Source organism: Janthinobacterium fluminis (assembly GCF_028595325.1).
GTDB lineage: Bacteria > Pseudomonadota > Gammaproteobacteria > Burkholderiales > Burkholderiaceae_D > Janthinobacterium > Janthinobacterium fluminis.
Window position 1 is genome coordinate 299,185 of sequence record NZ_JAQQXR010000006.1, and the last position, 21,112, is coordinate 320,296.

The window sequence follows — 21,112 nt, forward strand, 5'->3', positions numbered from 1 at the left end:
GCCGCGCGCCAAACGAGCTGCTTAATCTGACGAGTACGCCGCTGCGGAGAGAGCGCACTCTTGACCGCCCCCCCCGATTTGAAAAAAACATTACCGATAAAGCAATATTTCATCCATTCCTCCCCGCCGCCCCGCCTGTTGCCCCCCCCTCAAAAAGCCGAATTTAATTGTTTTTACACCCTAAAGTTTCGCCGATCGCTGCCGCCAAGCGCCCCCGCCCCTGGCAGCTTGAGGGTGAAAACAAAAAATATACGCCCTCATTTTCACTAAACTTTCCGTACGGCACTCCGTTAATAGAATTAACCGCGGTTTGATTGTCTCGGAAAGTGGAGGCAGACCAAGGCAAGGGCACAAGGCCACAACGAAAAATAGCAAGGAGTTTCATCATGTCCGCAGTCATCAATACCAACATCTCGTCGCTGAACGCACAACGCAACCTGAGCACCTCCGGTTCGGCGCTGGCCACTTCCTTGCAACGTTTGTCGTCCGGTATGCGCATCAACAGCGCAAAAGACGACGCCGCCGGCCTGGCAATTTCCGAGCGCTTCACCTCGCAAATCCGCGGCCTCGACCAGGCAAAACGCAACGCCAACGACGGCGTGTCGATGCTGCAAACGGCTGAAGGCTCCCTGCAATCGACGGGCGACATTCTGCAACGTGTCCGCGAACTGGCTGTGCAATCGTCGAACGCCACCAACTCCGCCGGCGACCGCAAGGCGATCCAGCAAGAGGTTGGCCAGTTGCTCGGCGAAGCCGACCGCATCGCCAAGGATTCGGAATTCAACGGCTTGAAATTGCTGGACGGCAGCTTCGGCAGCGCCACCTTCCAGGTTGGCGCCAACGCCGGCCAAACCATCCAGGCAACCACCGCCAATTTCCGCACCAACAACTACGGCAATAACAACCAGGACTCGGCCACCGTGGCCACCGTGGCCAACACCGGCTACACCGCGGGCACCTTCACCGTGCAGGGTCTGGCGACGTCGAAAACCATCACCGTCGCGGCGACCGACACCGCGCAGGCAGTGGCGGCAAACATCAACAGCGAAACCTCCACGACCGGCGTGGTGGCGACGGCAAAAACGGACGCCGAAGCCAAATTCACCGCCGGCGGCGTGTATTCGCTGGCCGTGACCTCGGACAACGCGACGACCCCTGCCAACGTCACCTTCACCGTCGGCGCCGCCGTCAACGCATCCGGCCTGGCCGCGGCAGTCAGCGCGTTCAACGATGTGTCGTCGAAAACCGGCGTGACCGCCAAATTGAACTCGACGAACGACGGCCTGGTGCTGTCCAACGCCTCGGGCAACAACATCAAGCTCACCAACAACAGCGCCACCGCCGGCGTGACCTTGGCGTCGATGGACAACAACGGCACCGCTGGCACCCTTGGCACCGCGGCCGCGGCCGGTGGCGTCATGACGGCGATGGGCGTGATCTCGCTGAACTCGGACAAAGCCTTTTCCATCGGCACCTCGACCACGACCGCCTTCACCACCGCTGCCGCCTCGACGCTCAAGGACGTCGCCAGCATCGACGTGTCGACGGTCAAGGGCTCGAACGACGCGCTGAAAATCATCGACTCGGCCCTGGCCAGCGTGAACAGCCAGCGCGCCACCTTCGGCGCACTGCAATCGCGCTTCGAAACGGCCGTCAGCAACCTGCAATCGACGTCGGAAAACCTGTCCGCTTCGCGCAGCCGCATTCAGGATACCGACTTCGCGTCGGAAACAGCCAAGCTGACGCGCGGCCAGATCCTGCAACAAGCCGGCACCGCCATGCTGGCCCAGGCTAACTCGCTGCCGAACGGCGTGTTGTCCCTGCTGCGCGGCTAATCGCCTTTCGCCGCAACGCACTCCCCGGCCGGTCTTGATCGGCCGGGGAATTTTCATTCAAGGAGACGGTCATGGAACTCGGAGCAATCGGCAACGCGGCGTCCAGCGCGCAACGGCCGGCGTCAGCCATCGAACCCCACCCCGCCGCAGGCAAGACCACCGCCACTGCGGCAGCGTCCAGCGACGCCGCCAAGCCAGGCAGCGCCCCCGCGGATTTAAAAAAAGTCAATGAAGCCGTGCGCGACATCAACAAGGCGATGCAGGCGCTGTCGCGCGACATCGAATTTTCCGTCGACACCGACAGCAAGCGCACGGTCGTCAAGGTGATCGACCAGCACACCAAGGAAGTGATACGGCAAATGCCCACGGAAGAGGCGCTGGAGATCGGCAAGGCACTGGAAAAGGTACAGGGCTTGCTGATACGCCAAAGCGCCTGAGCAGGCGGCATGGACGGAACAGGCAGTCAAACACCCCTCTAAAGTCTGGATAGAACATGCCGATAATTTAGTATATTCATGTCTTTCTATGGAGACGATTGTGGCCATCACTTCCACCGGCGGCGTCCTCGATGTCAATGACATCGTCAATAAACTGATGACGGTCGAAAGCCGCCCCTTCCTTGCCATGCAAAACAAGGAAAAGGCCTACACCGCCCAAATGGCCGCCTACGGCACGCTGTCCGGCGCCCTCGGCTCCTTCCAGACCTCGGTGACTGCGCTGGCCGACAACAGCAAATTCAAAACCATCAGCGCCGTCTCGTCCGAGTCGGGCGTCGTCACGGCCTCGGCCGGCAAGGAAGCCGTCAAGGGCAGTTACAGCGTCAACGTCACGCAGATGGCCCAGGCGCAAACGCTGACCTCGGCCGGCCAGGCCAGCACCACCGCCCTGATCGGCAGCGGCGCCACGACCAAGCTGACCTTCGAGTTCGGCAGCATCAGCGGCGGCACCCTGAGCAACGGCACCTACACGGGCGCCACCTTCACCCAGGACCCGGGGCGCGCGGCGCGCAGCGTCACCATCGACTCCAGCAACAACTCGCTGCAGGGCATACGCGACGCCATCAACAAGGCCGGCGTCGGCGTCACCGCCACCATCGTCTCGGACGGCAGCGCCAGCCCGAACCGCCTGGTGCTGACCTCGAACCAGACGGGCGATACGGCCAGCATGCGCATCGCCGTCGCCGGCGACGCGGCCGTCAGCGATTTGCTCTCGTATGCGCCGGAAGGCACGCAAAAACTCACGCAAAACAATGTCGCGCAAAACGCCAAGGTGACCATCAACGGCGTCGCCGTCACCAGCCCGAGCAATGAAGTCACCGGCGCCATCCAGGGCGTGACGCTGACGGCCGCCAAGGTGGGCCTGAGCACCGTCGCCGTCAACAGCGACACCTCGGGCATGAAAACGGTCGTCACCAATTTCGTCAAGGCCTACAACGAACTCAGCGCCTCCCTCAAGGAGCTGACGGCCGTGGTCCCCAACCTGAAGCCGGGCGCGCCGAAGGCGGGCGGCCCGCTGCAGGGCGAATCGACGGCAACCAGCCTGCAGGGAAATTTGCGCAAGCTGTTCGTCGCCGCCGTGCCTGGCCTGAACGGCAATGTTACCAGCCTGAGCCAGCTGGGCGTCGCCTTCCAGAAGGATGGCACGCTCAAACTCGACTCGGCCAAACTGCAAAAAGCCATCGACGCCACCCCGGACGACGTCGCCAAGCTGCTGGCCACGTCGGGCAGCGTCACCGACAGCCTGGTCAGCTTCGTCAGCTCGACCAGCAAGTCCGAGGTCGGCACCAGGGCCATCTCGATCGCCCAGCTGGCGACCAAGGGCAGCCTGACGGGCGGCGCGGCCGCCGACCTGACCATCGTCAAGGGCGTCAACGACGAACTGTCGATGACCGTCAACGGCGTCACCACCAACACCATCCTGGTGGCCGGCACCTACACGGCCGACACCCTGGCCACCCACGTGCAGTCGATGATCAACGGCGCCCTCGGCGTGACGGGCACGGCGACCGACGCCGGCATCACCATGAAGCAGAATGCCGGCGTGCTGACGGCCACCTCGAACCGCTACGGCTCGGTGTCGAAAATCGCCATCAGCGGCAACGCCTCCAGCAGCCTGTTCGGCACGCCGACGACGGTCGACGGCCTGGACGTGACCGGCACCATCGGCGGCGAACCGGCCAGCGGCAGCGGACAGTTGCTGACCGGTACATCGGGCTCGGGCAGCGCCGGCATCCAGGTGAAAATCGACGGCGGCACGACGGGCGACCGCGGCACCGTGAACATCTCGAAGGGCATCGCCGCGCAATTCGCCGCCCTGGTCGACGGCGCCATCGGCACCGACGGCTCGATCCCCGGCAAGAACAAGGGCATCACCAAGAGCCTGACCGACATCGAAAAGCAACGCAAGGCCCTCGACGTGCGCCTGACGGAAACGGAAAAACGCTATCGCAGGCAATACTCGGCGCTGGACGTCACCCTCAGCAAGATGCAGAGCACCAATGTGTACCTGGGCCAGCAACTCGCCGCGCTCAGCACCATACGCTAGTAGACAAAAAGGACAACGAATATGTTTGGATCAACCAGCAAGGGTGCCCACTCCTACGCCAAAGTCGGCCTGGAAACGAGCGTCGTCGCCGCCTCGCCGCACAAGCTGATCGTCATGCTGTACGACGGCGCCCTCGTGGCCGTGCTCAGCGCGCAGATGCACATGAAATCGGGCAACATCCCGGAAAAGGGCAAGGCCATCTCGAAAGCCATCCAGATCATCGACAACGGCTTGCGCGCCAGCCTGGACAAGGAAGTGGGCGGCCAGATCGCCGAGGGCCTGGACGCCCTGTACGAATACATGAGCGCGCGCCTGCTGACGGCCAACCTGAAAAACGACCCGGCCATCCTGGAAGAAATACAGGGCTTGCTGACCGAACTGCGCGACACCTGGAACGCCATCGGCACGGCGCCGGCGGCGATGCCGGGCGCCGACCTGACCTCCTCCCGTATGCCCAACCTTGCGAGCGCCTGAATAATGATGACGAACCAACAAGTACTGTCGACCTACGAAGCGATGCGGGCATTGACGCAACAGATGGTGGCGGCCGCCGGCGACGGCGCCTGGGACCAGCTGGAAACGCTGGAGCAGCGCGTCAGCGTCCACGTCCAGGCCCTGCGCGAAAATGAGGAAAGCGTGCGCCTGGAAGGCCCGCACCGCCTGCAAAAAATCGCGCTGATCAAGCAAATGCTGGAAGACGACCGCAAGATCCGCGACCTGACGATGCCGTGGATGGCCCAGTTGTCCAAACTGATCAACAACACCGGCGCCGAGCGGCGCCTCGCCGGCGCCTACGGCACCGTCTAAATCTCAACACAGGGGAGCGCGCCATGTTGCCGCGGCTGGACGCCAGCATCACGCCGCCGGCGCCGATACGCGCCGCCGTGCCGGTCGAAGCGGCCGGCGACGCCCGCCAGGAAGCCTTCCAGCGCTCGCTGCACACGCTGCTGGGCAAATCCATGCAGGGCGAAGTGCTGGCCCGCTTCGCCGACGGCAACTTCCTCGTCAAAGTGGCGGGCACGGCGGCGCGCATGCAACTGCCGCCCGGCGCCCGCGTCGGCGGCGAAGTGCCGCTGACCCTGATCGCGATCGATCCCCGCCCCACCTTCCAGATCGGCAAGAGCAACAACCCCGGCGCGCCGCAGGCGCTCAGCTACGCCTATGCCGACGCCGCCTTTGACCCGCCCGCCGACGACGCCGCCGCCGCGGCGCGCCCCGGCGCCCAGTCCGCCCAGGGCGCGGCCGGCGCGCGCAGCAGCAGCCTGGCGGCGGCGCTGCTGGGCAAGGCCCCGCTGACGCCGGCCAGCCTGCTGCCCGACTTGGGCGCGGGCGCGCCGGCGCCGGCCCTGAGCAGCGCCGCGCGGGCCATCAACAGCGTGCTGATGCAGGCCGAAAGCGTGCCCGGCGCGCCGCTGGCCCTGGTCGGCAAGGCGGCCCTGCTGGCGCCGCCGGCGGCCGACCCCGCGCAACTGGCGCAAACCCTGCACGACGAAGTCGGCCACAGCGGCCTGTTCTACGAATCCCACGTCGCCGAATGGGCCGAGGGCAAGCGCAGCATGGGCGAACTGCTGCGCGAGCCGCAAATGGCCCAGACGGCGGCCGGCCAGGACCCGCTGGCGAAGGCGGCCGCCGGCACCGACCTGGCCGCCGCCCAGCTCATCAACCTGCAACTGCACACCCACGAACAACAGCGCGTGCTGTGGCAGGGCGAAGTATGGCCGGGCCAGCAAATGGAATGGGAAATCCGCAAGGACGAGGGCGGCGGCCGGCACGGCGAGGCCGGCGACGACGACGAGGCCCAGGCGGCGTGGCGCAGCGGCGTGCGCTTCCACTTCCCGCAACTGGGCAGCGTGTCGGCGACGCTGGTGCTGACGGGCGGCCAGGTGCACATCCAGCTGCAGGCCGACAGCGAACAGAGCCGCGCCGCCCTGCGGGCCGGCACGCCCGCGCTGGGCCTGGCGCTGGACGCGGCCGGCGCGCCGCTGGCCTCGCTGACCATCGGCCAGCCCGACGGAGCCGGCGATGCCCAATGACAACCAGCCGCGCGCCCTGCAAACGGCCGTCGCCCTGGCCTACCAGAGCGGCGCCGCGGCGCCCACCGTCGTCGCCAAGGGCAGCGGCCTGATCGCCGGGCAAATCATCGAACGGGCCCGCGAACACGGCGTCTTCGTCCACGAATCGAAGGAACTGGTGGCCCTGCTGATGGACATCGACCTGGACCGGCAAATTCCGCCGGCCCTGTACCGGGCGATTGCGGAACTGCTGGCCTGGTTATATCATATTGAATCGGCACAAAAGAGCGGCGCCACCCTGCCGCCGCCGCCCGACACCGCATCCTCCCTACTCACCGAAACATAAGACAGGCCTCAATGCAAGCACATACCATGGATACCGGCCTCGAAAACTGGCATGACTTTGAAGTCGTATCCCGCAAAGAAATCATTGCATTGCTGCGCGGCATAAGCGAGAAAAAACAGCTGATCCGCATGCTCATCCATGGCGAATCGGACGTCTGCGTCACCTCCATCCTGCAAGTGGACGCGGACAACAACGCCATCATCATGGACCGCTCCATCGACGCCGAGCAAAACCGCCGCATCCTCGCGGCCGGCGGCGTCTCGTTCGAAACGACGCTTGACAAGATCCGCATCCTGTTCGCCGCCGAGCGCATACTGGAATGCAACTACGAAAACGGCGCGGCGCTGACGATGGCGCTGCCGCCCACCCTGATCCGGCTGCAGCGGCGCGAGTACTACCGCATGAGCACGCCCGTGAGCAACCCTGTGCGCGCCAGCATCCCCCTGCCGGCCGAACTGGGCGGCGCCGTGACCGTCTTTCCGCTGGCCGACATCAGTTGCGGCGGCATCGCCATCATGGACAACAAACTCATGCTGGGCGACACCATCGGCAAAAACTACCCGGGCTGCCGCATCGAATTGCCGGACGTCGGCACCGTGACGACGACCCTACAAATCCGCAACTCGCTCGACATGACCCTGCTCAACAACAAACTCAACCGGCGCCTCGGCTGCCAATTCATCGACATCCCGCGGCCCATGCTCGCCCACGTCCAGCGCTACATCACCCGCCTGGAACGCGAGCGCAACGCCCGCATCGCCGGCCTCAGCTAAAGCAACAATGGGGTCAGGTCTAGACATGGCGGTTTCCCCAACAGCAAAAATGGGGTCAGGTCTAGACATGGCGGTTTTCGGCTGAAAAACCGTCATGTCTAGACCTGACCCCAGGGGGTAAAGCAAGTTTTTTCTTGTTAGACTTGCATGTTCATGATTTCGTGGTAGCTGGCCACCAGTTTGTTGCGCACCTGTATGCTGGCCTGGAAGTTGATGCTGGCCTTTTGCATGGCGATCATGACGTCCGACAGGGCCACGCTGTCGTCGCCCATCGCAAATTTCTTGCCCATTTCTTCTGATTTGTGCACGCTGCCGTTGACCGAGTCGATCGCCCCCTTGAGGGCGTCGGAAAAGTTCACTTTCGCCGCGGGCGCCTCCGCCTTGACGGCCTGCGCGCCAGGCAGGACGGCGATGCGCTCCTGGGGCCGCGTCGCCGCCGCCTTCAGTTGCGCGATCATCGCCTCTATCCTGCTGCTGTCGATACCACCTGTTTTCACCTTGCCTCCTATTGCTGTAATCTGTTGCTGCCAGAGAATAAATCCCCGGCCTGCGCGACGCCGCCGGGTACAATGTGCACACGGGCATGGTCAGGCTTTCACAATAGCAAACCGGCGCGCCGGCCGCTGCCTCGAGCAGGACCGGAAACGGCGCTCTGTTTCTTCGATGGAAACACCGGACGCGGCCCGATAATGGTGCATATCGCCCAATCCCTCCGCGGGTTTGGCCCCTTTGTGAATAAATGTAAAGACAACGCGCCCGGAAACCGATCATGGCTGTAGCGGAAGAACTCGAACTGACCCCAGACGCGCCGCCGGCGCCCCCGCCGACACCGCTGGAGTCGATGCGCAATTTCGCCCAGAGTCCGATGGGCAAGAATTTCTTGCGCGGCTTGGGCGTGGCCGCCCTGATCGGCATCGGCGTGGCCCTGTATATGTGGAACCAGCCGCCCGAGTACCGCGTGCTGTTTTCCAATTTCAACGACCGCGACGGCGGCGCCATCACGGCCTCGCTCGACCAACTGAACATCAAGCACAAGTTCGCCGAGGGCGGCGGCGCCATCCTGGTGCCGGCCGAGCAAGTCCACGACGCCCGCCTGAAACTGGCGGCCCAGGGCTTGCCGAAGGGCGGCAACGTCGGCTTCGAGCTGATGGAGAACCAGAAGCTGGGCGTGTCGCAATTCCTCGAACAGGTCAATTTCCAGCGCGCCCTAGAAGGCGAGCTGGCCAAGTCGATCGAGTCCGTCGGCGCCGTCCACACGGCGCGCGTCCATCTGGCCCTGCCGAAACCGTCCGTGTTCGTCCGCGAGCAACAGAAACCGACGGCCTCGGTGCTGCTGAACCTGCACCCCGGCCGCGCCCTCGACCAGTTGCAGGTCAGCGCCATCGTCCACCTGGTGGCGTCGAGCGTGCCGGAATTGCTGCCGATTAACGTCACCCTGGTCGACCAGGCCGGCAACCTGCTGTCGAACAACGACAAGGACAAGGACAAGGCCAACGGCGGCGGCGCCAACAAGAACCTCGACCCGAACCAGCTCAAGTATGTGCAGCAGCTGCAGCTGAGCGTCATCAAGCAGGTCGAGTCCATCATCATCCCCATCGTCGGCGAGGGCAATGTGCGCGCCGAGGCCACGGCCGACGTGGATTTCTCCCAGGTCGAGCAAGCCGCCGAAACCTACAAGCCGAATTCGCCGCCCGAGCTGTCGTCGATCCGCAGCCAGCAGACCAGCGAGACCAACGGCGCCGGCAACGCCAACCCGGCCGGCGTGCCGGGCGCGCTGTCGAACCAGCCGCCGGGCGTGGCGACGGCGCCGCTGACGGCGGCCGCGCCGACGGGCGCCCCGGCCGCCGCGCCGGCCGCGCCGACGCACAAGGATTCGACGACGAATTTTGAAGTCGACAAGACCGTGCGCTACGAGCAAAAATCGATGGGCGGCCTGCGCCGCCTGTCGGTGGCCGTCGTCGTCAACTACCGCCGCAGCGTCGACAAGGCCGGCAAGGTCACGGTGAAGCCGATTTCGCCGGCCGACATGGTGCAGATCAATAATCTGGTCAAGGAGGCGATGGGTTACAACAAGGACCGCGGCGACAGTTTCAGCGTCGCCAATTCCCCCTTCGACGGCATCGACCGCCCCGCCGAAGCGCCGCTGGAATGGTGGCGCGACGCCGCAAACTTGCCGCTGGCCAAGGAACTGGCGAAGTTCCTCATCACGGCCCTGATTCTGCTGTATCTTTTCATCAAGATCGTGCGGCCGATGATGCGCCCCGTGTTCCGCAAGATCGACGATTTCGCCGCCCCGCCGCCCGTCGAGGAGCCCGTGCTCGAGGAAGAGGACAAGGTCGACGAGGAACTCATCACCCAGCAAGAGCTGGCGGCGATGGAGGAAGACACGGCGCGCAGCTACCGCGAAAACCTGGCGATGGCCAAGAAGCTGGCCGCCGAAGATCCGCGCGTGGTCGCCAATGTGATCAAGGCGTGGATAGGCAACAACGATTGACGACAGAGACCGACGACCATGAGTGAAACGACAGGATTGCAGAAAGCCTCCATTTTGATGCTGGCGATGGGCGAGAGCGAGGCGGCCGAGGTGATGAAATTCCTCGGCCCCCGCGAAGTGCTGAAGCTGGGCGCCGCGATGGCGACCATGAAGGGCATCGCCCACGAGCAGGTGGTCGAGGTGCTGGAGGATTTCCGCGCCCAGACGGCCCTCAATTCCACCGTCGGCCTCGATTCGGACGAGTACATCCGCCAGGTGCTGACCAAGGCGCTGGGCGACGACAAGGCGTCGGTGCTGCTGTCGCGCATACTCGGCGGCAAGGACGCGTCCGGCATCGAAAGCCTGAAGTGGATGGATTCCCAGTCCGTCTCCGAGCTGATACGCAACGAACACCCGCAGATCATCGCCACCATCCTGGTCCACCTGGAGCGCGACCAGGCTTGCGAAATCCTCGGCCACTTCACGGACCGCCTGCGCAACGACGTCGTGCTGCGCATCGCCACGCTCGACGGCGTGCAGCCGGCCGCGCTGCGCGAATTGAACGACGTGCTCACCAAACTGCTGTCGGGCAACGAGAACATCAAGAAATCGTCGCTGGGCGGCGTCCGCGCGGCCGCCGAGATCCTCAACTTCATGAGCGGCGAGCAAGAAGGCTCCGTGATGGACAATATCAAGAACTACGACAACGACATGGCGCAGAAGATCATGGACGAGATGTTCGTCTTCGACAACGTCATCGACATCGACGACCGTGGCATCCAGTTGCTGCTGCGCGAGGTGCAGTCGGAAATGCTGATCATCGCCCTCAAGGGCGCCTCGCAAGAATTGCGCGACAAGATCTTCCGCAATATGTCGCAGCGGGCCGGCGAGATGATGCGCGAGGACTTGGAGTCGAAGGGGCCGGTGCGCCTGTCCGAGGTCGAGGCCCAGCAGAAGCAGATTTTGCAGATCGTGCGCCGCCTGGCCGACGAAGGCCAGATCGTGCTAGGCGGAAAAGGCGAGGATTCGTTTGTCTAATTTACCGAAAGAGCAGCAAACCGCCTACCAGCGCTGGGAGATGACCTCCTTCGGCGACGACCGCCCCAGCGTGGTCGCCGCGCGCAAGCCGCCCGAGCCGCCCCCGCCCGAGGAAGAAGAGGAAGAGGTCGAGCTGCCGCCGCCGCTGGAATACCCGACCCAGGAAGAGATCGACGCGATCCGCGAAGACGCCCGCGCCGCGGCCCACGCCGAAGGCTTGGCCGCCGGCCACGCCGAGGGTTACGCGGCCGGCCACGCCGAGGGCCACGCCGAGGCGACGGCCATCGGTAAGGCGGCCTCGGCCATCGAACTGGCCCACCTGCAAAGCATCGCCGTCGAATTCGGCACGGCCGTGGCCGAGGCCGACCAGTTGATCGCCAACGAGGTGCTGGAACTGGCCCTGCAACTGGCCAAGGGCATGCTCAAGACGGCCCTGCGCGTCAAGCCGGAGCTGGTGCTGCCGGTGGTGCGCGAAGCCATCGAATACCTGCCGGTGCTGCAGCAGCCGGCCCTGCTGATGCTCCATCCCGAGGATGCCGGCGTCGTGCGCGAGGGCATAGGCGAGGAAATCGACAAGGGCGGCTGGCGCCTCGTCGAAGACCCGACAATCGAGCGCGGCGGTTGCAAGATCGACACCGCCAGCAACCAGATCGACGCCCAGACGTCGGCGCGCTGGGCGCGCCTGAGCCACGCGCTGGGCAAAGACGTCGACTGGCTCGCGGAATGACAGCGAACCGCCACGCCGGCCGCTGGCAAGCCTACCTGGCCGACTGCAACGCCCTGGTCGGCTTCGTCGAACCGATGCAAGTGTCCGGCCGCGTGACCCGCGTCGCCGGCCTCGTCATGGAGGCCGTCGGCCTGCGCCTGGCCGTCGGCGCCGCCTGCACCGTGCCCCTGCAAAACGGCGGCCGCGTCGAGGCCGAAGTGGTCGGTTTCGACGGCGACCGCCTGTTCCTGATGCCGCAAAGCGACGTCGAGGGCATCGTTCCCGGCACCCGCGTGTTCCCCGTCGAACCGAGCATCCCGCGCCCCGGCAAGGTCGAGCACCCGCGCCGCCGCCCCAGCGACCGGGCCCGCCACCTGCCCGTCGGCCCGCAACTGCTGGGCCGCGTGCTCGACGGCGCCGGCCGCCCGCTCGACCAGCTGGGGCCGCTGCACACGGTCGACAGCGCGCCCATCAATGTGCGCCCCGCCAACCCGCTGGGGCGCGCGCCCATCGTCGACACCCTCGACGTCGGCGTGCGCTCGATCAACAGCATGTTGACGGTGGGCCGCGGCCAGCGCATGGGCCTGTTCGCCGGCTCCGGCGTCGGCAAGAGCGTGCTGCTGGGCATGATGGCGCGCTACACCGAGGCCGACGTCATCGTCGTCGGCCTGATCGGCGAAAGGGGCCGCGAGGTCAAGGAATTCATCGAGCAAATCCTCGGCGCCGAGGGCCTGGCCCGCTCCGTCGTCGTGGCGGCCCCGGCCGACACGCCGCCGCTGATGCGCCTGCAGGGCGCCGCCTACGCGACGGCGATCGCCGAGTACTTCCGCGACCAGGGCCAGAACGTGCTGCTGATCATGGATTCGCTGACCCGCTACGCCATGGCCCAGCGCGAAATCGCCCTGGCCATCGGCGAGCCGCCGGCCACCAAGGGCTATCCGCCGTCCGTGTTCGCCAAACTGCCGGTGCTGGTCGAACGGGCCGGCAACGGCGAGGAAGGCGGCGGCTCGATCACCGCCTTCTACACCGTGCTGACCGAGGGCGACGACCAGCAAGACCCGATCGCCGACTCGGCCCGCGCCATTCTCGACGGCCACATCGTGCTGAACCGGCGCCTGGCCGAGGCCGGCCACTACCCGGCCATCGACATCGAACAGTCGATCAGCCGCGCCGCCCACTCGATCACGACGGCCGAACACCAGCAACAGGCGCGCAGGCTGAAACAACTGTATTCGCGCTACGAGCGCAGCCGCGACCTCATCAGCGTCGGCGCCTACAGCGCCGGCACCGATCCGGTGCTCGACCAGGCCATCGCCCTGCACGAGCGCATCGAGGCTTTTCTGCAACAACAAATCACGGAAAGGGTCGGCATGGACGAGAGCTTGTGGCAACTTACCGCTCTATTCGAGTGATGACGGGCCCGCCACGCGACCTATAATGCATCCATGGCCTCCCTCTCCCAACTTGAAACGCTGATCGACCTCGCGCGCCGGGAAACCGATGATTGCGCGAAGCGCCTAGGCGCGGCGCTGAAAGCGCTCGACGACAGCCAGCAGCAATTGCAGATGCTCAGCGACTACCGCGACGACTACAGCCGCCGCTTCGAGGCGACGATGGCGGCCGGCATCACCCCTGCGGCCTTCCGCAACTTCCAGGCCTTCATGGGCAAGCTCGACAACGCCATCGCCGGCCAGCAGGAAGTGGTGCGCCACGCCCAGCGCCGCAGCGAGCACGAAAAGGCGACCTGGCAGGCCAGCGAGCGCAAGCGCATGTCCTACACGACGCTGGACAAGCGCGTCCAGGAAGCGGCGCTGAAGCTGGAAAACAAGCGCGACCAGAAAGCCATGGACGAACACGCGGCGCGACAAGCCTATTACAAACGCTGAGGCGGCACGCCCGGCCCATTTCCTTACACGGCGCAACCATGCAAACCCCCATTCTTCCTGTCCAGACCAGCAACACCCCAGCGGCGCCCCCCCCCAAGGCGGGCACCGGCACGGGCGCGCCGGACAATAGCGACTTCCAGCGCACGCTGACGCGCCAGATCGAACAGCGCCAGGCGCAAAACCGCGCCAGCCAGGCGGCGCCGGCCCGGCCTGCCACGCCGGCCCCGGCCCGGGCGGCCGCGCCGGCACCGGCGCCCACGCCGCAAGCCGCGCCGGCGCCAACGCAGAACCAGGCCAAGGCGCCCGCGCAGCCGGCGCAGCCGGCGCAGGCGCCCGTCGACGGGCAGAACACTGCCGGCAACGACAGCAAGGACAGCGCGGCCGCGCCGGCCGCGCCGGCGCCGGCGCCGGCGCCGGCCAAGGAAAGCAGCAGCGAAGCTGCGGAAAACACCGTCCCCGCCAGCACGGCGGCGGCCGACATGCTGGCCCTCGTCGCCAGCCTGAACCAGACCGTCGCGCCCGCCCCCACTGCGGAGACGGCGGCGGCAGGCGCCGGTCTGGCCGCTGACGCGGCCGGCAAGATGCTGGCGGCTGGCGCCACCGACGCCAAGGGCGCCGCCGGCGCCAAGACCCCGGCCGCCGGCAAGGGCGCGACGGGCGCGACGGCGGCATTCGCGGCCATCGCCGACGCAGCCAGAACGAAAACCGCAGCGGCAGCCCCGGCCGCCGACGCAGGCGCCGGCGCGGCCGCGACGCTAAGCTCGCCGCACAGCGAGGCGCCGCAAGCGCCACCGCCTGCGGCGGCCCTACCCGACGCGGCGCAATTGAACGCGGCCAAGGTGCGCGAGAGCGCGCCGGAAGCGCTGCCCGCCCGCGAACCCGTGCACGAAGCCGCCGCACTGGCCGCGCCGGTGCAACAGGCGTCGCTGCACATCGCCGCGGCCGCCTCCGCGGTTCCGGCCGAGAAATTGAACGGTCGCGTCGGCACGCCGGCCTGGGACCAGGAACTGGGCCAGAAAATCGTCTGGATGGTGGCCGGCGGCGAGCAAAGCGCGACGCTGACGCTGAATCCGCCCGACCTGGGCCCGCTGCAGGTGGTGCTCAAAGTCAGCAACGACCAGGCCGACGCCACCTTCACGGCGGCCCAGCCGGAGGTGCGCCAGGCGCTGGAGGCGGCCATGCCGCGCCTGCGTGAAATGATGAGCGGAGCCGGCATCGAACTGGCCAACTCCAGCGTCTCGGCCGGCATGGCCAACCAGCAAAACGGCGGCAACGGCGAAGCGCGCATGGGCCGCGGCGGCGGCCACGGCGGCAATGGCGGCGCCGACCAGGGCGGCGGCGGCAACGCGCGCGCCAGCGCCCCCGCAGCGCGCGCCGGCACCCAAGGCATGGTCGACACTTTCGCCTGAAAAACCCGCGGCGCACCCCGGAGCCGGCTCCCCGGGGACGCCGATGGCGGCCGTTTGCCGGCGCCAGTCCCCGTTTTTTCGCCATCCCGGGTACTTTTCTTGCGGAAACTTTGAGTTGCGTGCCCTTCCTGCCTCTTTTCCACGCATCCGACTGCGCAGAGTTTGCCGATAATGACATAATGGCGTCGTGATCCACTTCCCTGCACCAAGGTTACATTGAAAGCAAATCCGAAAATGAAAGCAGATCCAAAAGCAGACGCAGCACCGCCAGCGGCAGGCGCATCGAAGAAAAAGCTTTTGATCATCGTGCTGGCCGCCGTGCTGGGTGCCGGCGGCCTCGGCGGCGGCGGCGCCTGGTATTTCTTGCACGGTAAAAAGGATGCGGAACCCGAGCACGAGAAGCCGCGCAAGAAAGTGTCGAAGGCGGGTCCGCCCGTGTTCGTGCCGCTCGACCCCTTCACCGTCAACTTGCAGCCGGAAAACGGCGAGCAGTATCTGCAGATCGCCTTCACGCTGCAAGTGTCCGGCCTGGAAGAGGTCGAACTGGTCAAGCTGAACATGCCGAAGGTGCGCAGCCGCCTGCTGCTGCTGCTGTCGAGCAAAAAAGCCTCCGAACTGAACACCGGCGAGGGCAAGAAGCAGCTGGCCGACGAGATCATCGAGCAGGTCAACGAGCCCTTCGAAACGCGCGGCTCGCGCCAGGAAGTGTCGGAAGTGTTGTTCACCTCATTCATCATTCAATAATAAGCAGTCATGGCCGATAATTTCCTCTCCCAGGAAGAAGTTGATGCCCTTCTCAAGGGCGTCAACGGCGATCAGGACGACGCCCAGGCGCCGGAAGAGGCGGCGGGCGTTCGCACCTACAACCTGGCGACCCAGGAGCGCATCGTGCGCGGGCGCATGCCGACGCTGGAGATCATCAACGAGCGCTTCGCGCGCCTGTTGCGCGTCGGCCTGTTCAACTTCCTGCGCCGCAGCGCCGAGGTGTCGGTCGGGTCCGTGCGCGTGTCCAAGTACAGCGAATTCATCCGCAACCTCGTCGTGCCGACCAATCTGAACCTGGTGCACATGAAGCCGCTGCGCGGCACGGCGCTGATGGTGTTCGACCCGGGTTTGGTGTTTTTGCTGGTCGACAATCTGTTCGGCGGCGACGGACGCTTCCACACCCGCGTCGAGGGCCGCGACTTCACGCAGACGGAGCAGCGCATCATCTTGCGCATCCTCGACATCGTCTTCGAGGCGTACACGAAGTCCTGGGAACCGGTGTTCCCTGTCGAATTCGAGTACATCCGCTCGGAAATGAACACCCAGTTCGCCAACATCGCCACGCCCAACGAGGTGGTGGTGGCGTCCACCTTCACGGTGGAGCTGGGCTCGGTGTCGGGCCAGATCCACTTCTGCATGCCGTATTCGATGATCGAGCCGATCCGCGACGCCCTCACGTCCAGCCTGCAAGGCGAGGCGCTGGAAGTCGACAAGCGCTGGATACGCCTGATGACGCAGCAAATCCAGATCGCCGAGGTGGAACTGGTGGCCTCGCTGGGCACGGCCAAGGTGTCCTTCGACGAGATCCTGAACATGAAGGTGGGCGACATCATCCCCCTCAACATCCCGGAGCTGATCGCCGCCACCGTCGACGGCGTGCCCGTGATGGATTGCACATATGGGGTATTGAATGGACAATACGCCTTGAAGGTCGAGAAATTACTCGCCAATTCCGATAACATCAAGTAAGACCGGCGGCCAGGTGGCCGGCGTCCGCAACAACAGGAGAGCAACATGTCCGACAATCAAGACGATCAAAGCGCGGAAGACGATTGGGGCGCGGCCATCGCCGAGCAGGCCAAGGCGGAAGCGGAGGCGCTGCAAAACCAGGCCAACACGGCCAGCGTGGCCAGCGCCGCCAGCGCCGCCGTGTTCAAGGACTTCTCGAAACAGGGCTCGAAGTCGGAGACGCACAACGATATCGACTTCATCCTCGACATCCCGGTGCAACTGACGGTCGAGCTGGGCCGCACCAAGATCGCCATCAAGAACCTGCTGCAACTGGCCCAGGGTTCCGTGGTCGAGCTGGACGGCCTGGCCGGCGAGCCGATGGACGTGCTCGTCAACGGCTGCCTGATCGCCCAGGGCGAGGTGGTGGTCGTCAACGACAAGTTCGGCATCCGCCTGACCGACATCATCACGCCGTCCGAACGCATCAGAAAACTCAATAAATGAAGCCTGGTTTATTCTTCGCCCTGGCGTTGGCGTGCTGCGGCGCCAACGCGGCGGCCGACGCGCCGCCCGCCGCCGCCCCCGCCATTGCCGCCTCCGCCCCTCCAGCCAGCGCGCCCGCCGCGCTTGAAGCGCCCGCCGCCGCGCCCGTCGCCGTCGTTGCGCCCGCCCTGGCCGCGGCGCCCGCCGCCGTGGCGCCGGCGCCGAACACGGCCGCCGGCAGCCTGCTGCAAACCATCCTCGCCCTGCTCCTCGTGCTGGCCCTGCTGGGCGGCCTGGCCTGGTTCATGAAGCGCTACGGCCCGAAGCCGGCCGGCGGCAACGCCAGGCTGCGCCTGCTCAGCTCCCTGAGCCTGGGCGGGCGCGAGCGCATCATGCTGATCGAAGTGGCCGGCCAATGGATCGTCGTCGGCGCCTCGCCGGGGCGGGTCAACGCGCTGGCGACGCTGCCGCGCCAGGAAAGCGAGGACGTCGCCGCGCTGGTCCAGCCGAACGGCCCGGCCGCCGCCAACTTCTCCGAGTGGCTCAAACAGACGATCGAAAAACGTAATGGCAAATAGGCAGCAGATGCACTTCGCAGCACTCATACCGCATTCCCCACGCCAGGCGCTGACCTGCTTGTTCGCTCTGGTCGCGCTGGCGCTGCCGCTGTGGGCGCTGGCCGAGCCCGGCATTCCCGTCTTCAGCAGCACCCCCGGCCCCGGCGGCGCGCAGAACTACACGCTGCCCGTGCAGACGATGTTGCTGATGACCTCGCTGTCCTTCCTGCCGGCGGCGCTGCTGATGATGACCAGCTTCACCCGCATCATCATCGTGCTGTCGCTGCTGCGCCAGGCCATCGGCACCCAGTCGGCGCCGCCGAACCAGGTGATGATCGGGCTGGCGCTGTTCCTGACGCTGTTCGTCATGGGCCCCGTGTTCGACAAGATCTATACGGACGCCTACCTGCCCTTGCAGGAAAACAAGATCACCATGTCGGTGGCGCTGGACAAGGGCGTCGAACCGCTGAAAGCCTTCATGCTCAAGCAGACGCGCCAGACCGACCTGGCCCTGTTCGCCAAGATGTCGCGCTCGGCGGCCCTGCAGGGGCCGGAGGAAGTGCCGCTGCGCATATTGATTCCCGCCTTCGTCACCAGCGAGCTGAAAACGGCCTTCCAGATCGGCTTCGCCATCTTCATCCCCTTCCTCATCATCGACATGGTGGTGGCCAGCGTGCTGATGTCGATGGGGATGATGATGATGTCGCCGGCCGTCATTTCCCTGCCCTTCAAGCTGATGCTGTTCGTCCTCGTCGACGGCTGGCAACTGCTGCTCGGCTCGCTGTCGCAGAGTTTCTACTGAGGAGGCGGCAATGACACCCGAAAGCGTCATGACCCTGGGCCGCCACGCGATGGAAATCACGCTGATGGTGGCCGCGCCCATGCTGCTGGTGGCGCTGATCATCGGCTTGATCGTCAGCATCTTTCAGGCGGCCACCCAGATCAACGAGGCGACGCTGTCCTTCATTCCCAAACTGGTCGGCATCTTCGTCGCCCTCGTCGTGGCCGGGCCGTGGATGCTGTCGGTGATGCTCGACTACATGCGCCAGGTTTTCACCGGCATTCCCGGCCTGATCGGATAAGGCTGGCCGTGACCCTTTTCCTGCGCCGCGCGCGCGCCGCGTCCGCGCCATGCTGACCCTCTCCAGCGCCGAACTGAACACCTGGATCGCCGCCTTGCTGTGGCCGCTGTCGCGCATCCTCGGCCTGATCGCCGCCTCTCCGCTGCTGGGCAACTCGGCGGTGCCCACCAGCACCAAGATTTCGCTGGGCGTGCTGCTGGCGATGATCATCGCCCCCACCGTACCGGCGCTGCCGGCGGCCGAGCCGCTGTCGATGGCCGGCCTGCTGATTCTGACGCAGGAGTTGCTGGTCGGGCTGGCCATGGGCTTTTCGATACGCGTCGTCTTCGCCGCCGTCGAAATGGCCGGCGAAATCAGCAGCCTGACCATGGGCCTGGGCTTCGCCACCTTCTTCGACCCGCTGACGAAGGGCCGCTCGTCGGCGATCAGCCAATTCCTGGCCCTGCTGGCGACCATGATGTTCCTGGCCGTCAACGCCCACCTGGTGCTGCTGGCGGCGCTGGCGGAAAGCTTCGTCAGTTTGCCGATCTCGGCCGGGCCGGTCAGCGGCGCCGGCTTCAAGGCGCTGGCCGACTGGGGCGGCAAGATTTTCAGCTCCGGCGTGCAAATCTCGCTGCCCATCGTCGCCGCCCTGCTCATCACCAACGTCGCGCTGGGCATCCTGACGCGCGCCGCGCCGCAGCTGAACCTGTTCGGCATCGGCTTCCCGATCACGCTGGGCATCGGCATGCTGGTCATCGCCATGAGCTTGCCCTACCTGGCCACGCCGCTGCAAAACCTGCTGCTGGAGGGAATCGAGACGAGCCGCAAACTGCCGCGCAGCTTCGCCGACCGAACCCGGCCGCCCGTACCGGTAACGCCGGTGGCCCTGCCCCGGCCCGCCCCGCCGCCGCGCTAAAAAAAACGGCGCGCCACCGGGTCAGCCCCGCTGGCGCGCCGCCCTTGCCGCCGTCCCGGCGTCTTAGCTGATGTAATTGAACAGCGACAGATTCGACATGCTGGTGAAGGATTTCTGCGCCGCCTGCAAGGTCGTCTGCTGCTGCGTGAACAGCGAGATCGCCTTGACGACGTCAAGGTCCTGCAAGTCCGACAAGGTCGTCGCGTACTGCAAGTCGAGGTCTTCGCCCGAGCTTTCCAGATAATCGATTTCCTTCATCCGCGCCCCCACCTCGGAACGCACCGACAGGACGTTGTCGTAGGCCGTGTCGAGGATCTTGTGGATGGCGCCCAGGCTGTTGCTCAGGCGCGCCTGGCCGGCCGCGCCCTCGGCCGGCGAGCGCAGCACGCCCACCAGGTCCTTGATCGTCTTGAACACGGACTCCTTGGCGCTGGGGGCGAGCGTAAACTGGTCGCCGTTCGCCGGCACGCCCTTGATGTCGAGCTGCATGCCGTCGAAACTGATGGACTGGCCCGCCACATACGGCACCGGCGTGGCCGGGCTCGGCACGGGCACGCCCAGCGTCGTGTCGGTGACGAGGTAGGTCGTGGTGTTCGTCGGCACGCCCGGCACGACGGTGAAGTCGATCGAATACTGGTGGCCCGTCAGCGCGGCCGGATTGGTGACGGTGCCGCCGGAAATGATGCCGGCGCCGCCGCGGCCGTAGTTGCCCGCCGCCGCCGCCGTGACGAAAGTGCCGTTGCCCGTCATATTGCTTTCAAACACGGTGCTGCCGGCGTCGCTGGTCGGTATCGTCCGGGCCGAGCCGATTTGCAGCACGCGCTGGCCCTGGTCGCCCTGGTAGGTGGCGCCCGTTGCCGTCGGCGAAAACGGCACCGTCGTCGACTTGAAGCCGGAAAACAGGTAGCCGCCGGCGCCGTCGGCCGTGTTGGCGATGGCCAGCAAATCGTTCAAGCGCCCCTCCAGCTCGGTCGCCAGCGAGCCGCGGTCGATATCCTTCAGGCCGCCGCTGCCGGCCTTGACGATCAATTCCTGCACGTCCTGTATCAGGTCGCCCGAGCTTTTCAGCGCCAGCTCCTCTTGCGACAGGAAATTCCTCGCGTTCGAGCGGTTCGTCACGAATTGCGTGTTGATCGATTGCGACTGCAAGACCTCCAGCGCGCGCGAGCTGGCGATCGGGTCGTCGGCCGGCGTCAGGTTGCGGCGGTTGGTCGACAATTGCTGCTGGCTGCGGGTCAGCGCCGCCTGCAGATTGTTGATCTGGGTGCTGCCGATGTCGAATGTCGACTTGGTGCTGATGCGCATGCTCATGCTACTTCCTTCCCGTCGGGCGCGGCGCGGGCCGCGCCCCGAT

Annotated in this window: 23 protein-coding genes; 21 read left to right on the plus strand and 2 right to left on the minus strand. The window is 65.8% G+C overall.

Translation table 11 applies throughout. The annotated features are described in order from the left end of the window. Positions 1-386 precede the first annotated feature (386 nt). From OIK44_RS17075 to OIK44_RS17110, 8 genes are all read left to right on the plus strand, one after another. Complete coding sequence (locus tag OIK44_RS17075) at positions 387-1,835, plus strand: flagellin (RefSeq protein ID WP_273672383.1); 1,449 nt, start codon at positions 387-389, stop codon at positions 1,833-1,835. A 71-nt stretch (positions 1,836-1,906) separates the two neighbouring features. Then, the gene (locus OIK44_RS17080; RefSeq protein WP_273672385.1) at positions 1,907-2,272 is read left to right on the plus strand and encodes a flagellar protein FlaG; all 366 of its coding nucleotides are present in this window, start codon (positions 1,907-1,909) and stop codon (positions 2,270-2,272) included. Positions 2,273-2,372: 100 nt separating this feature from the next. Further along, positions 2,373-4,379, plus strand: a complete 2,007-nt coding sequence (gene fliD, locus OIK44_RS17085) for a flagellar filament capping protein FliD (protein WP_273672387.1) — start codon at positions 2,373-2,375, stop codon at positions 4,377-4,379. Between the two features lie 21 nt (positions 4,380-4,400). After that, positions 4,401-4,853 carry a flagellar export chaperone FliS gene (gene fliS, locus OIK44_RS17090; RefSeq protein WP_273672389.1) on the plus strand — a complete coding sequence of 151 codons (453 nt, stop codon included), beginning with the start codon at positions 4,401-4,403 and terminating at the stop codon, positions 4,851-4,853. 6 nt (positions 4,854-4,859) lie between these two features. Further along, positions 4,860-5,186 (plus strand): flagellar protein FliT, encoded by a 327-nt coding sequence (locus tag OIK44_RS17095; RefSeq protein WP_337587208.1) that lies wholly within the window; start codon positions 4,860-4,862, stop codon positions 5,184-5,186. A 23-nt stretch (positions 5,187-5,209) separates the two neighbouring features. Next, a complete protein-coding gene (fliK, locus tag OIK44_RS17100) occupies positions 5,210-6,412 on the plus strand; it encodes a flagellar hook-length control protein FliK (protein ID WP_273672392.1) in 1,203 nt (400 codons plus the stop codon). Then, positions 6,402-6,737 carry an EscU/YscU/HrcU family type III secretion system export apparatus switch protein gene (locus OIK44_RS17105; protein WP_273672393.1) on the plus strand — a complete coding sequence of 112 codons (336 nt, stop codon included), beginning with the start codon at positions 6,402-6,404 and terminating at the stop codon, positions 6,735-6,737. Before fliK ends, OIK44_RS17105 begins: the two co-directional genes overlap by 11 nt. A gap of 26 nt (positions 6,738-6,763) precedes the next feature. Beyond that, a complete protein-coding gene (locus tag OIK44_RS17110) occupies positions 6,764-7,510 on the plus strand; it encodes a flagellar brake protein (RefSeq protein ID WP_273672394.1) in 747 nt (248 codons plus the stop codon). A 137-nt stretch (positions 7,511-7,647) separates the two neighbouring features. On the opposite strand, the gene fliE is transcribed toward OIK44_RS17110, so the two are convergent. Continuing rightward, entirely contained in the window at positions 7,648-8,007 is a 360-nt protein-coding gene (fliE, locus tag OIK44_RS17115) for a flagellar hook-basal body complex protein FliE (protein ID WP_273672395.1), read from the minus strand. A gap of 272 nt (positions 8,008-8,279) precedes the next feature. Here fliE and fliF point away from each other — a divergent pair, with 272 nt between their 5' ends. From fliF to fliR, 13 genes are all read left to right on the plus strand, one after another. Continuing rightward, entirely contained in the window at positions 8,280-10,004 is a 1,725-nt protein-coding gene (fliF, locus tag OIK44_RS17120; RefSeq protein WP_273672396.1) for a flagellar basal-body MS-ring/collar protein FliF, read from the plus strand. Between the two features lie 18 nt (positions 10,005-10,022). Then, positions 10,023-11,021 (plus strand): flagellar motor switch protein FliG, encoded by a 999-nt coding sequence (gene fliG / locus OIK44_RS17125; RefSeq protein ID WP_273672398.1) that lies wholly within the window; start codon positions 10,023-10,025, stop codon positions 11,019-11,021. 40 nt (positions 11,022-11,061) lie between these two features. Then, positions 11,062-11,748 carry a flagellar assembly protein FliH gene (locus OIK44_RS17130; protein ID WP_420213861.1) on the plus strand — a complete coding sequence of 229 codons (687 nt, stop codon included), beginning with the start codon at positions 11,062-11,064 and terminating at the stop codon, positions 11,746-11,748. Continuing rightward, positions 11,745-13,139, plus strand: a complete 1,395-nt coding sequence (fliI, locus tag OIK44_RS17135) for a flagellar protein export ATPase FliI (RefSeq protein WP_273672400.1) — start codon at positions 11,745-11,747, stop codon at positions 13,137-13,139. The genes OIK44_RS17130 and fliI overlap by 4 nt, the downstream gene beginning before the upstream one ends. A gap of 33 nt (positions 13,140-13,172) precedes the next feature. Then, positions 13,173-13,613, plus strand: coding sequence for a flagellar export protein FliJ (fliJ, locus tag OIK44_RS17140; RefSeq protein ID WP_273672401.1), 441 nt, complete (start codon positions 13,173-13,175; stop codon positions 13,611-13,613). A gap of 38 nt (positions 13,614-13,651) precedes the next feature. After that, complete coding sequence (locus OIK44_RS17145; RefSeq protein WP_273672402.1) at positions 13,652-15,022, plus strand: flagellar hook-length control protein FliK; 1,371 nt, start codon at positions 13,652-13,654, stop codon at positions 15,020-15,022. Positions 15,023-15,256: 234 nt separating this feature from the next. Then, a complete protein-coding gene (gene fliL / locus OIK44_RS17150) occupies positions 15,257-15,766 on the plus strand; it encodes a flagellar basal body-associated protein FliL (protein ID WP_273672404.1) in 510 nt (169 codons plus the stop codon). A 9-nt stretch (positions 15,767-15,775) separates the two neighbouring features. Then, positions 15,776-16,756 carry a flagellar motor switch protein FliM gene (fliM, locus tag OIK44_RS17155; RefSeq protein ID WP_273672406.1) on the plus strand — a complete coding sequence of 327 codons (981 nt, stop codon included), beginning with the start codon at positions 15,776-15,778 and terminating at the stop codon, positions 16,754-16,756. A gap of 45 nt (positions 16,757-16,801) precedes the next feature. Next, positions 16,802-17,242, plus strand: a complete 441-nt coding sequence (fliN, locus tag OIK44_RS17160) for a flagellar motor switch protein FliN (RefSeq protein WP_273672408.1) — start codon at positions 16,802-16,804, stop codon at positions 17,240-17,242. Continuing rightward, positions 17,239-17,799, plus strand: coding sequence for a flagellar biosynthetic protein FliO (gene fliO, locus OIK44_RS17165; RefSeq protein ID WP_273672409.1), 561 nt, complete (start codon positions 17,239-17,241; stop codon positions 17,797-17,799). Before fliN ends, fliO begins: the two co-directional genes overlap by 4 nt. Positions 17,800-17,806: 7 nt before the next feature. Then, entirely contained in the window at positions 17,807-18,580 is a 774-nt protein-coding gene (gene fliP / locus OIK44_RS17170) for a flagellar type III secretion system pore protein FliP (protein ID WP_420213855.1), read from the plus strand. Between the two features lie 10 nt (positions 18,581-18,590). Further along, complete coding sequence (gene fliQ, locus OIK44_RS17175; protein ID WP_273672411.1) at positions 18,591-18,860, plus strand: flagellar biosynthesis protein FliQ; 270 nt, start codon at positions 18,591-18,593, stop codon at positions 18,858-18,860. A 49-nt stretch (positions 18,861-18,909) separates the two neighbouring features. Continuing rightward, positions 18,910-19,758, plus strand: coding sequence for a flagellar biosynthetic protein FliR (gene fliR / locus OIK44_RS17180; protein WP_273672412.1), 849 nt, complete (start codon positions 18,910-18,912; stop codon positions 19,756-19,758). Positions 19,759-19,821: 63 nt separating this feature from the next. Here fliR and flgL read toward each other — a convergent pair whose 3' ends face one another. Further along, positions 19,822-21,069, minus strand: coding sequence for a flagellar hook-associated protein FlgL (gene flgL / locus OIK44_RS17185; RefSeq protein ID WP_474522666.1), 1,248 nt, complete (start codon positions 21,067-21,069; stop codon positions 19,822-19,824). Positions 21,070-21,112 lie beyond the last annotated feature (43 nt).